This window comes from Bosea beijingensis (assembly GCF_030758975.1).
Lineage (GTDB): Bacteria > Pseudomonadota > Alphaproteobacteria > Rhizobiales > Beijerinckiaceae > Allobosea > Allobosea beijingensis.
Window position 1 is genome coordinate 4,807,625 of the sequence record NZ_CP132359.1, and the last position, 12,037, is coordinate 4,819,661.

Below are 12,037 nucleotides of genomic sequence, written 5' to 3' on the forward strand. Positions count from 1 at the left end.
CGACATCGGTGGCGCGCTCCATCTTCCGCTTCTCAGACAACGGAGGCGCGTAAGCCATGTCCATTCTCGGGGCCCGCCTGGGCGTCGATATCGGGGGAACCTTCACCGACGTCGTGCTGGAACAGGGCGGAGAGCGGTTCTCGACCAAGGTGCTGACGACCTATGCCGCGCCCGAGGATGCGATCATCGAGGGCATGCACCGCGTCTGCGAGAAGGCGAACGTTCCGGCTTCCGCCATCGGGCAGATCATCCACGGCACGACGCTGGCGACCAATGCGCTGATCGAGCGGCGTGGCGCCAAGACCGCGCTCATCACCACCGAGGGTTTTCGCGACGTCATCGAGATGCGGACCGAGAGCCGCTTCGAGCAGTACGACCTCAACCTGACGCTGCCGGAGCCGTTGCTGCCACGCAACCGGCGCTACACGGTCAGGGAACGCATGGATGCGCGCGGCAAGGTCCTGGTCCCCCTGGATCGCGCCGCCGTCGAAATCCTCGTCGATGAATTGCGCGAGGCCGGTTACGAGAGCGTCGCGGTCGGCCTGCTCCATTCCTATGTCAACGACGCGCATGAGCGCCTGATCCAGGAGGTACTGACTGAGCGCCTGCCGGGCGCAATGGTCTCGCTCTCCTCGGAAGTCTCGCCGCAGATGCGCGAGTACGAGCGCTTCAACACGACGATCGCCAACGCCTATATCAAGCCGCTGATGAAAAGCTACCTCGTCCGGCTGAAGGGGCGGCTCGCAGCGGAAGGCGCTTCCTGCCCGATCTTCCTGATGCATTCCGGCGGCGGCATCATCTCGCTGGAAAGCGCCTCGGAATTCCCGGTCCGCCTCGTCGAATCCGGCCCGGCCGGCGGCGCGGTCTTCGCCGCCGACATCGCCGCGCGGCACGAGCTGAAGAAGGTGCTCTCCTTCGACATGGGCGGCACCACCGCAAAGATCTGCCTGATCAAGAACTACACGCCGAAGACCGCCCGCGTCTTCGAGGTCGCCCGGACCTACCGGTTCAAGAAGGGCTCGGGCATGCCGATCTCGATCCCGGTGATCGACATGGTCGAGATCGGGGCCGGCGGCGGCAGCCTCGCCCATGTCGACTCGATGAACCAGATCCGCGTCGGGCCGGAAAGCGCTGGCTCCGAGCCCGGACCCGCCTGCTATGGCCGCGGCGGCAAGCGCCCGGCCGTGACCGATGCCGACGTCATCCTCGGCAAGATCGACCCGGACAATTTCGCGGCCGGCACGATCCCGCTCTTCGCGGACCAGTCGGCCGCGGCGCTGACGAGCGAAATCGGCGGCAGGCTCGGCATGGCTGCCGAGGAAAGCGCCTGGGGCGTGGCCGAGGTCGTCGACGAGAACATGGCCAATGCCGCGCGCGTCCATGCCGTCGAGAACGGCGAGGACCTCTCGGAATACACGATGATCGCCTTCGGCGGCGCCGCGCCCCTCCATGCCGGCCGCCTCTGCGAAAAGCTCGGCATCGCCCGCTGCCTCGTGCCGCCCGGCGCCGGCGTCGGCTCGGCGATCGGCTTCCTCAGGGCGCCGTTCAGCTTCGAGGCCAACCGCACCCTGTTCATGCGGCTCGCCCAGTTCGACACCGCGCGCGTCACGAAACTCTTCGACGAGATGGAGCAGGAAGCGACGCGGGTGGTGCTCTCCTGCGGCTGGGCTGGCGCGATCCAGGCCGAATACAAGATCTATATGCGCTATGCCGGCCAGGGCTGGGAAATCCCGGTGACGCTGACGCCGGAAGAGGCCCGCGCCGCCGACCCGGCCGTCATCCTCCAGCGCTTCGAGCACGAATACGCCAACCTGTTCGGACGCACCGTGAAGGGACTTGCCGCCGAGATCACGGTCTGGTCGGTCAATGCCCATACGCCGCAGGAGGCCGTCGCTCCGGTCGCGCCGGTCTCGCAGATGCGCGACGCCCCGGCGGAAGGCAGCCGCTCGGTCTTCGATGCCGGTCTCGGCCGCCGCGTCGAGGCTGAAGCCCATGACCGCACCGCCCTGCCCCCTGGCAGCCGCATCGATGGCCCCGGCATCGTCACCGAGGACGAGACCACCATCGTCCTGCCGTCGAGCCGCTTCGCCGTCACGCTGAACGACGGCTGCATCGATATCCGCCTTTCAGAAGCCGCACCCGCCGCTGCCGTCGCCGCGCGGAAGGAGCCCGCCCATGTCTGAGATCTCCAAGGTCGCCTATCAGGTCATGTGGAACCGCCTGATCTCGGTCGTCGAGGAACAGGCGCAGGCGCTGATCCGCACGTCCTTCTCGACCTCGGTGCGCGAGGCCGGCGATCTCTCCGCCGGTGTCTATAACGAGAAGGGCGAGATGCTGGCGCAGGCGGTGACCGGCACGCCCGGCCACGTCAACGCCATGGCCGATGCCGTCGCCCATTTCATCCGCCGGATCGGGCGCGACAACATCGCCGAGGGCGACGTCTACATCACCAACAACCCCTGGGAAGGCACCGGCCACCTGCACGACATCACCGTCGTCACGCCCTCCTTCCACCGGGGTAGCCATGTCGGCTTCTTCGCCTGCACGGCCCATATCGTCGATATCGGCGGGCGCGGCTTCGGTGCCGATGCCAACTCGGTCTATGAGGAAGGCCTGCATATCCCGATCATGAAGTTCGTCGACCGCGGCACGGTCAACGAGACACTGGTCACCATCATCCGCGGCAATGTCCGCGAGCCCGACCAGCTCGTCGGCGACGTCTATGCGCTCGCGACCTGCAACGAGATCGGCCATCGCCGGCTGATCGAGATGATGGTCGAGTTCAGGCTCGCCGACCTTGCCGGCATCTCCGACTTCATCCTGACCAATTCGCGCCAGGCGACGCTCGACAGGATCGCCGCCCTGCCGCGTGGCGAAGCCGAGGGCCATATGCGGATCGACGGCTACAGCCGGCCAATCGACCTGAAGGTGAAGATCTCGATCGAGCCGGACGGCGTGCTCTGCGACTGGGCCGGCACCTCCGGCGTCGACAAGAACGGCATCAACGTGCCGCTGGTCTATACGAAGGCCTATACATGCTACGCGCTGAAATGCGCCATCGCGCCGGAAATCCCGAACAACGCCGCCTCGTTGGAGCCGTTCCGCATCACGGCGCCGGAGCACACCATCGTCAATGCGGTCTGGCCGGCGCCGGTCGCGCTGCGCCACATCATCGGCCACATGGTGCCGGACACGATCTATGACGCACTCGACAAGCTGCTGCCCGGCCTCGTCCCGGCCGAGGGCGCCGGCAGCCTCTGCAACTTCCAGGTCTCGCTCCGGCCGCGCAGCGACGGCCCCTGGCCGACTGACGCCGTGCGCGCCGAGGTTCTGACCTTCAACTCCGGCGGCTCGGGCGCGCGGCCCGCGCTCGACGGCATGAACGCCACCGCCTTCCCCTCCGGCGTGATGACGATGCCGGTCGAGGCGACCGAGCAGGTCGGCCCCGTCATCGTCTGGCGCAAGGAGCTCCGGCCCGATTCCGGCGGCAAGGGCCAGCATCGCGGCGGCCTCGGCCAGCACATGGAGGTCGGCGCCTGGGAGGGCTATGAATTCGACATCCAGGCGATGTTCGACCGCGTCCATCACCCAGCCCGCGGTCGACGCGGCGGCGGCGGCGGCGCGCCGACGACGATCGCGCTCGACGACGGCACGGCGATGAAGGGCAAGGGCAAGCAATTCGTGCCGCATGGCCGCAAGGTCGTCATGGCCTTCCCGGGCGGTGCTGGCTACGGCGCGCCCGCCGAGCGGCCAGCGAGCAGCGTGGAGCGTGACCTCGCCCTGGGCTATGTCTCGGCGGAGGCCGCGTGCGCCGATTATGGGCTGTCCGAGGAGCGCGTGGCCAATGTGCTGGCCACGGCGCGACGCGGTGAGTTGCCTCGCTAGCGGTGAGGTAGCCCGTGCCGCGGCTTGCCAGCGATCACCGGGCGATGCCTCACTGCGTCCTCCGACAGGAATGGCCTAAGCACGGCTGCATCACCGCGATGCAGCCGTCAGACGCGAGGATCGCATGCCGCATTACAACCGCATCCTGATCACCGGCGCGGCCGGGCGCCTGGGCTCGCAGCTCCGCGCCGGGCTTGCTCCGCTGGCGAAGGTGATCCGCCTCGCCGATCGCGAGCCGCTCGGCCCGCTCGCCGCCCATGAGGAAGAGGCGATCTTCGACCTCGCCGATATGGAAGCGACGATCGCCGCGACGGAAGGCTGCGATGCCATCGTCCATTTCGGCGGCGCGCCGACCGAACGCGAATGGCAGATCATCCTCGATTCCAGTATCCGCGGCTCCTACCACATCTACGAAGGCGCGCGGAAACACGGGGTCAAGCGCATCGTCTACGCCTCGTCCGTCCACGCGATCGGCTTCCACGAGATCGGCGCGCATATTCCGGTCGATGCGCCGGTTCGGCCCGACTGCCTCTACGGTGTCGGCAAGACCTTCGTGGAAAGCCTCAGCCGGCTCTACTGGGACAAGCACGGCATCGAGACGGCATGCTTGCGGATCTTCTCGTCCTTCCCGGAGCCGGCCGATCGCCGGATGCTGTGGTCCTATCTGTCCTTTGCCGACTGCGTGCGCCTCGTCACGGCGGCGCTGACCGCGCCCTTCGTCGGCCACACGATCGCTTTCGGCACCTCCGACAACACCGTGAAGGCAGTCGACAACAGCGGTGCGAGCCATCTCGGCTATCACCCGCAGGACAGTTCGGAGCCGTTCCGGGCCAAGGTCGAAGCGAACGCTCCTGCCCTCGACCCGCTATCGCCTGCGGGACGCCATCTCGGCGGCAAGTTCTGCGAGATGCCGCATCCCGATGACAAAACAACGGCCTGACGACCAGCCCACATCGATCAGATTGCGCCGTCCGACAAGGTGAAGGACCTCGCGACCGGCTAAGGGGGCGGTCCCCACCCGCAGACGCGGCGGGCCGCCCCAGCTTGGCGCATCCGCTTGAAGCTGTCAGGAACGATGCGACGGCTTTGCGAGGTCGACGACCCTGATCGTCCCGCTCGGCTTGCGCTCGGCGGCCGCCTCGTCCGAAGCCTGCACGGGCTCCGAATGGTGCTTCTCGGCCGCCAGCCCTTCCGGATCGTCCGGCTCGTACGGGGCGTGCGGCCCCGTCGGGTGAGCCGATCGCGGATTGGGGCCGGCGCGATTCTCGCTCTCCTCTCCGGGCTGGCCCGGCCTTCGGGCCGTGCTGTAGGGGGCCGGCGCATCCGTGATGCGGTCGGAAACCTTGGTCATCGCTCCATCCTCCTTGCGAAGTGAACCGAAACCGGCAGGCCGGGTTCCAGGCCGGTTTGCCGCAGGGGCCGATCCTGCTTTCGCCGAGAGCCACCCTCCCGACCGATGATCGAGCCCCTGGGGAACCCCCGGCGCCGCGCGGGTGTTCTAAACGCGCCTGCCCTTTGGAGGCTGGCCATCAATTCGGGGGAATCCGCCTTGTCCGCACCGTCTCGTCGCGCGATGCTCGCCCTGCTCTCCGGCGCCTGCATGCTGGCGAACCGCTCCGCGCACGCCCAGGCGACCGCAGGATCCAAGAAAAGCTTCGGCTACGAGGATGTGGTCCAGCAGGCGACGGCCCTGGCGAAACAGCCTTTCGATGCCGAGAGCGCCAAGATTCCGGACGAGCTCTCGAACCTGACCTATGACAGCTATCGCGAAATCCGCTTTCGCCGCGACAAGGCGTTCTGGCGCGAGAACGGCTCGGATTTCCGCCTGCTGCCCTTCCATCTCGGCTTCCTGCACAACAAGCCGGTCCAGGTTCACATCATCAACCACGGCAACGCGATCCCGATCCCGTTCACGACAGGCCTGTTCGAATATGGCAAGGTGCCCGTCCCCAAGGGCCTCTCGCCGGCGCTGGGCTTCGCGGGTTTCGCGGTGACCACAAACCTGAACGATCCGAAGGTGCAGGACGAGGTCATCTCCTTCCTCGGCGCGAGCTATTTCCGGTTGATCGGCCGCGGGCACCGCTACGGGCTTTCGGCGCGTTCGCTGGCGCTGGATGTCGGCGGCCAGGGGCCGGAGGAATTCCCGTTCATGCGGGCGCTCTGGCTGGAGGAGCCGTCGCGGGACACGACCGAGCTCGTCATCTACGCCCTGCTCGACTCACCATCGGTCGCGGGAGCCTTCCGCTATGTCGTCCGCCCGGGCCGGGACACGCATATGGACGTCACGGCGACCATCATCCCGCGCCGTGAGATCGAGCGGATCGGCATCGCGCCGCTGACCTCGATGTTCCAGGCTGGCGAAGGCGATCTCGTGCAGCGGACAGATTTCCGCCCTGAAATCCACGATTCGGACGGGCTGATGCTGCAATCCGGCGGCGGAGAATGGATCTGGCGCCCCATACGCAATCCCAAGGCGCTGCGCATATCGAGCTTCGGCGACAAGAACCCGCGCGGCTTCGGACTGATGCAGCGCGACCGCGACTTCGGCAGCTATCAGGACCTCGAAGCGCGCTACGATGCGCGGCCCGGCTACTGGGTCCAGCCTCAGGGCGACTGGGGCGAAGGCCGGATCGACCTCATCGAGATACCGACGGATAACGAAGCCTTCGACAACATCGTCGCGTGCTGGACACCCGGCAAGCCCTTGCCCGTCGGAGAAGCCGCCACGTTCAGCTACCGCATCTCGGCACTGTCGACGACCTGGCACCTGCACCCCTATGCGCAGGTTCAGCAGAGCTTCAACGGCTCGGATATCGAGGACGGCGTCTCCGAGGGCAAGGGCACGAAACGCTTCATCGTCGATTTCGCCGGCGGCGACCTTGCCTATTACCAGAGCGAGCCCGACCGCCTGGAGCTCGTCGCGACGACGACCGCCGGCGCGATCGCCACGAAGATCCTGACATTCAATCCGCCGTTGAAAGGCGTGCGTGCCATCGTCGACGCGACGCTGCCGGACGGACAGTCGGCGGAGCTACGTATGTTCCTGAGGGCGCGCAACCGCACCTTGAGCGAGACCTGGACGGCGACCTGGTCGGTTCCGCCTGGCGACACTTCACGACCGCAACCGCCGAAGAGCGATGCGGCACGCAATTGAAGATTGGAGAGAAGGAATAGCACACCGCACAGCCGAGGCGGAATAGACACGCCAAGTATTCGCTGGCGCACAACTACCGAAATCATGGGACGCGAGGTGGCCGGCCGGTAGCGGTTCTGAGGAGGCCAGAAATCCGTCACCGACCGGCCGAGCCCTTCGGTTTCCCAGGAGATGCGGCGGACCTGAGCACCCGAGGGGCATTTTGGAGCGATCTCTGCGATCGCTGCGTCGCACAATCTCTACAATGCGGCGCATCCGAATCAATCAAATCCAACCGATCGGCGGCTTTCATCGATCGTTAACCCTACCCACTAAGCTTAAAGCCCGCATCGACCAAACCGGTTGCGAGGCGTTTCACTGGCCGACATCAGCAGCTTGCCTCAGGTGCCTGAGAATAAGCTTGAAGACGACGTGAAGATGCCTCCGCCATACGCTCGGACTGCAGTCGTCGCCTTTGGGACATGGTGGAACAGGCGCGGGCGCCGGAAGGCCTTACGCCGCGCTGGCGACGATCACGCGATTGCGGCCGCTGGCCTTGGCCCGGTAGAGCGCATCATCCGCGCGCTTCATCATCTCGGCGGAAGAGGCATCGCCGGCGCGCCGGTTGGAGACGCCGACCGAAACGGTGACCTTGATGTCGCGCGTGTTGTTCTGGACGGCGAAAGGCGCGCTCTCGACCCGCTCGCGAATGCGCTCGGCCACGCGATAGGCGGCATCGCGCCCGGTATCGGGCAGCACGACGACGACCTCCTCGCCACCCATGCGCGCGACGAGATCGATGCCGCGCGTACAGGCGCGGACCCTGTCGGCGAATTCGCGCAGGACCTCGTCACCTGCATCATGGCCCCAGCTATCGTTGACCGACTTGAAATGATCGATGTCGAGCACGAGCAGCGAGAGCGAGCGGGCGCGCAACGCCGATTCGTCGAACATCACCGCGAGCCGGTTGTCCATGAAGCGGCGGTTATGCAGCCCGGTGAGCTGGTCCATCACCGCCATTTCCATCGAGGACTGCACGCTGTCGCGCAGCCGCTCGGTGAAGCGCTTGCGCCGTACCTGGGTGCGCACCCGCGCCAGCAACTCGTTGCGATCGATCGGGCGGACGAGGAAGTCATGCGCGCCGATCTCCAGGCCGCGCAGGATGCGCTCGCGATCCTCGGTCTCGCCCATCAGCAGCACCGAGATGTCGCGCGTCCGCTCCAGCGAGCGCAACTGGCTGCACAAGCGCAGGCCGTCCTGGCCTTGTAGGCCCAGGCTGACGACGACGGCGTCGAAATCCCCCTCGGCGGCGCGCATCACCGCCTGCTGGGCATCGCTCTCGACCTCCACCACATGGAAGGCAGACAGTGCGCTCCGCACCCTGTCTGCGGCGCTCGGGCGATCCTCGATCACGAGAATGCGGCCGTTCAATCCGGTTTCTGCCGCCGCCGTCGCCAGCGGATCGGCAATGCCCAGCCGAACGGAAGCGACAGCGCGGCTGCGCAATTCGTCGGTCATCGCCTTCAGCCGGGCGAGGCTGCGCACGCGGGCGAAGAGTGCGGTATCGTCGAGCGGCTTGGTCAGGAAATCGTCGGCGCCGGCATCGAGGCCCTGCAGGCGGTCGCGCGGCTGGTCGAGCGTGGTGACGATCACCACCGGAATATGCGCGGTCGACGGAGCCCCCTTCAGACGCCGGCAGACCTCGAAGCCGTTCATCCCTGGCATCATCACATCGAGCAGGACGATATCGACCTCGCCACGCTCGCAGAGCGCGATCGCATCACGCCCGTTCGTCGCCGTGACCACGCCGAAATACTCTGCCGAGAGCTTGGCTTCGAGCAGCTTCACATTCGCGGGGATGTCGTCGACGACGAGGACGCGGGCGGTCATGAAAAGGCTTTCCGCGGTTCAGGCCGCGCCGGCATAGGTACGGACGGTCTCCAGGAACTTGGCGACCGAGATCGGCTTGGAGAGATAGGCCTCGCAGCCGCCTTCCCGGATCCGCTCCTCGTCGCCCTTCATCGCGAAGGCCGTGACCGCGACGACAGGAATCGCCTTCAGGTCGTCATCTTCCTTGATCCATTTGGTGACCTCGAGCCCGGAGACCTCCGGAAGCTGGATATCCATCAGGATCAGCGCCGGATGATGCGTCCGCGCCAGCTCGATCGCCTCGATGCCATCCGACGTCTTCAGCGTCGCATAGCCATGGGCTTCGAGCAGATCGTTGAAGAGCTTCATGTTGAGCTCATTGTCTTCGACGATCAGAACCGTCTTCATCGGGCCGCCCTTCATTCGCGCCGGGAAGCTCACGCCGAAGGCGGGCTTTCCAAATTGGCGGCGTCATCAGATGATTGCGTAACACGCGAGCTATTGACGAAACGCAAACCGGATACGCGACTAAAGCCCCTCATGATCCGACGACCGACCACCGACGAGGCCGAGGCGCTCGCGCTCCAGGCCCTAGCCTTCCTGGCCTCCGAACCCGAGCGGATCGAGCCCTTTCTGAGCGTGACCGGCCTCAACCCGGCCAATCTGCGCCAGGCAGCCGGCGAACCCGGCTTCCTCGCCGCCCTGCTCGACCATATCGGCTCGAGCGATTCGCTCCTGCTGGAGTTTGCCGGAAATTTAAGGCTGAATCCCGAAATCGTCGCCGATGCCAGGCGCGTCCTCGCCGGGCCGGAGCCGGACGACTTCTCTTGAGCACGGGCGCGCCCTCGCCGCGCTGGCTCTGCCGCGATTGCCTCGCGGATCACGACGCATCCGGGCCGATGAAGCGCTGCCCGGCCTGTGGCTCGCCGCGGCTGCTCAGCCATATCGAGCGCGACAGCTTGAGCCTCGCCCATATCGACTGCGACGCCTTCTACGCCACGATCGAGAAGCGCGACGATCCGAGCCTGCAGGACAAGCCGGTGATCGTCGGCGGCGGCAAGCGCGGCGTGGTCTCCACCTGCTGCTATATCGCCCGCACCTATGGCGTGCGCTCGGCCATGCCGATGTTCAAGGCGCTGAAGGCCTGCCCCGAGGCTGTCGTCGTCAAGCCGAACATGGCGAAATACGTCGCGGTCGGCCGCCAGGTCCGCCAGCTCATGCGGGAGCTCACGCCGCTGGTCGAACCGCTCTCGATCGACGAGGCCTTCCTCGACCTCTCCGGCACCGAACGCCTCCACCATGCCAGCCCCGCGGTGACGCTGGCCCGCTTCGCCCGGCATGTCGAGGCCGAGCTCGGCATCACCATTTCGGTCGGGCTGTCCTATGCCAAGTTCCTGGCCAAGGTCGCCTCCGATCTCGACAAGCCCCGCGGCTTCTCGATCATCGGGCGGGGCGAGGCGATAGCCTTCCTCTCGACCAAGCCGATCAGCCTCATCCCCGGCATGGGCCCGGCCGGCGTCGCGAGGCTGGCGGAAGGCGGCTTCAAGCTGATCGGCGACCTGCGCGAGGCCCCGGTCGACAAGCTCTTCAAACTCGCCGGCAAGGACGGCCCGCGCCTCAAGAACCTCGCCAACGGCATCGACCCCCGCCAGGTCACGCCGGAACGCGAGACCAAGAGCGTCTCGAGCGAGACGACGCTCGATGTCGATCTCGCCCGCTTCGAGGAGCTGGAGCCGATCCTGTGGCGGCTCTGCGAGAAGACCTCGAAAAGGCTGAAGGCGCAGGAGCTTGCGGGCCGGACCATCACCCTGAAATTGAAGACGGCCGATTTCCAGATCATCACCCGTGCCGCCCGCCTGCCGGAGCCGACGCAGCTCGCCGCGCGCCTCTTCACCGCGGGGCGCGATCTGCTGAAGCGCGAATGCAATGGCGCGCATTATCGCCTGATCGGCATCGGCGCGAGCGACTTCAGCCCGCCGGAAGCCGCCGACCATGGCGACCTCGCCGATACCGCGACGCCGCGCCTGAAGGCGATGGAAGGCGCGCTCGACAAATTGCGCGCCCGCTTCGGCGATGAGGCGATCGGCAAGGGCCTGAGCCTTCGCCTGCCCCAGCGCCGCGCTTCGGAGCCGGTTATTTCGCGCAAGGCTCCTGAGGAAGAAGATCCAGACGCGTGAGCGTGCCACGCAACGAGAAAGATCCGTAGTCGAGCCGGATCGCGCCGGTGACGCCATTCTCGTAGAGCTCGAAACTGATGCTGTAGGCCGGCGTCGATTCGCCGGAGCCCGCCTTGAAATACGAGATCGTCACCGGCCAACGCGCCATCTTCCCGAATTCCGGGCGCTGCAACGGCTTCTCGGAAGGCTCGGCCTCGATCCGCTTCCCGATGATCGAGAGCGTGTCATAAACCTCTTTGCCCGAATTCGCGCCGTCATAGAGCCTGACGCTCAGCGTCTTCTGGCCGGCGCGCGCCGCCTGGATCACCGCCTTCATCTGTGCATTCGGGAAGAGGGCGTCGCTCGCCTCGCGATGCGTCTCGGCCTTGGGCTGGCGCAGCTTCACCTCGTAGCCGCTGCCGCTCTTCTGCGCGGTGCCGTCGACCGTGTCCGGCTTGGCGCCGCTGGTGGAGCTTTCGGTCTTGAAGCGATAATTCGCGCCGTCTCCGGCCTCGAAGCTGGTGGTGCGGGCGTCGATCAGGCGCGGCCCGGATTCGGTGCCGAGCTGCGTCACCTGCCGGAAGGACAAGGCGTAGCCCTCGCAGGCATCGCCGGTGAACTCGAAGGCGATGCGGCCCTTCGCCGTCTCGATATTGCCGGACGGCTTGGTGCTGTCGAGCACGAGATCGTAGACCGCGCGATGCGGCGCCAGCACCACCCGCTCCGACGCGGCCTGCGCCCAGGCCGGCATAGCGGCCAGAACCAGCGCCCCAGCCAAAACCCCGCTCGCCTGGGTCGCGAGCTTCGAGATTGTTCCGTTCATGCGCCGCTTGTCCGTGTCTGGCCCTTTGCGAAATCTAGGTGCATCGCGGCAATGGCGCAAACATGGCGAAAGTGCCGCTCTCATGCATCGCACCGGCCCTGTCCGCCGGGCATGCCGCGATGCTTGCGAGGGCCGCCCGCATCGGCCATGAAAGGCCTGCCCGAAGGCACC

Annotated in this window: 10 protein-coding genes; 6 read left to right on the forward strand and 4 right to left on the reverse strand. The window is 66.5% G+C overall.

Annotated features, from left to right (window positions below):
• Positions 1-56 precede the first annotated feature (56 nt).
• The 3 genes from Q9235_RS22985 (at position 57) to Q9235_RS22995 (ending at position 4,825) form a co-directional block, all read left to right on the forward strand.
• Entirely contained in the window at positions 57-2,183 is a 2,127-nt protein-coding gene (locus Q9235_RS22985; protein WP_306224088.1) for a hydantoinase/oxoprolinase family protein, read from the forward strand.
• Positions 2,176-3,885 (forward strand): hydantoinase B/oxoprolinase family protein, encoded by a 1,710-nt coding sequence (locus Q9235_RS22990; RefSeq protein WP_306224089.1) that lies wholly within the window; start codon positions 2,176-2,178, stop codon positions 3,883-3,885. Before Q9235_RS22985 ends, Q9235_RS22990 begins: the two co-directional genes overlap by 8 nt.
• Positions 3,886-4,009: 124 nt before the next feature.
• Positions 4,010-4,825, forward strand: coding sequence for an NAD-dependent epimerase/dehydratase family protein (locus Q9235_RS22995; RefSeq protein ID WP_306224090.1), 816 nt, complete (start codon positions 4,010-4,012; stop codon positions 4,823-4,825).
• Between the two features lie 126 nt (positions 4,826-4,951).
• On the opposite strand, the gene Q9235_RS23000 is transcribed toward Q9235_RS22995, so the two are convergent.
• Complete coding sequence (locus Q9235_RS23000; RefSeq protein ID WP_306224091.1) at positions 4,952-5,236, reverse strand: hypothetical protein; 285 nt, start codon at positions 5,234-5,236, stop codon at positions 4,952-4,954.
• 198 nt (positions 5,237-5,434) lie between these two features.
• On the opposite strand from Q9235_RS23000, the gene Q9235_RS23005 reads away from it, so the two are divergent.
• Complete coding sequence (locus tag Q9235_RS23005; RefSeq protein WP_306224093.1) at positions 5,435-7,039, forward strand: OpgD/OpgG family glucan biosynthesis protein; 1,605 nt, start codon at positions 5,435-5,437, stop codon at positions 7,037-7,039.
• A 492-nt stretch (positions 7,040-7,531) separates the two neighbouring features.
• Here the strand turns inward: Q9235_RS23005 and Q9235_RS23010 are convergent, their stop codons facing one another.
• The gene (locus Q9235_RS23010) at positions 7,532-8,908 is read right to left on the reverse strand and encodes a PleD family two-component system response regulator (RefSeq protein ID WP_306224094.1); all 1,377 of its coding nucleotides are present in this window, start codon (positions 8,906-8,908) and stop codon (positions 7,532-7,534) included.
• Between the two features lie 18 nt (positions 8,909-8,926).
• Positions 8,927-9,295 carry a response regulator gene (locus Q9235_RS23015; protein ID WP_047574547.1) on the reverse strand — a complete coding sequence of 123 codons (369 nt, stop codon included), beginning with the start codon at positions 9,293-9,295 and terminating at the stop codon, positions 8,927-8,929.
• 132 nt (positions 9,296-9,427) lie between these two features.
• On the opposite strand from Q9235_RS23015, the gene Q9235_RS23020 reads away from it, so the two are divergent.
• Both Q9235_RS23020 and Q9235_RS23025 read left to right on the forward strand, forming a co-directional pair.
• A complete protein-coding gene (locus Q9235_RS23020; RefSeq protein WP_306224096.1) occupies positions 9,428-9,718 on the forward strand; it encodes a DUF3572 domain-containing protein in 291 nt (96 codons plus the stop codon).
• Positions 9,715-11,064, forward strand: a complete 1,350-nt coding sequence (locus Q9235_RS23025; protein ID WP_306224097.1) for a DNA polymerase IV — start codon at positions 9,715-9,717, stop codon at positions 11,062-11,064. Before Q9235_RS23020 ends, Q9235_RS23025 begins: the two co-directional genes overlap by 4 nt.
• On the opposite strand, the gene Q9235_RS23030 is transcribed toward Q9235_RS23025, so the two are convergent.
• Positions 11,021-11,866 carry a cell envelope integrity EipB family protein gene (locus Q9235_RS23030; RefSeq protein WP_306224098.1) on the reverse strand — a complete coding sequence of 282 codons (846 nt, stop codon included), beginning with the start codon at positions 11,864-11,866 and terminating at the stop codon, positions 11,021-11,023. The two genes, Q9235_RS23025 and Q9235_RS23030, sit on opposite strands and share 44 nt — an antisense overlap.
• Positions 11,867-12,037: the final 171 nt, after the last annotated feature.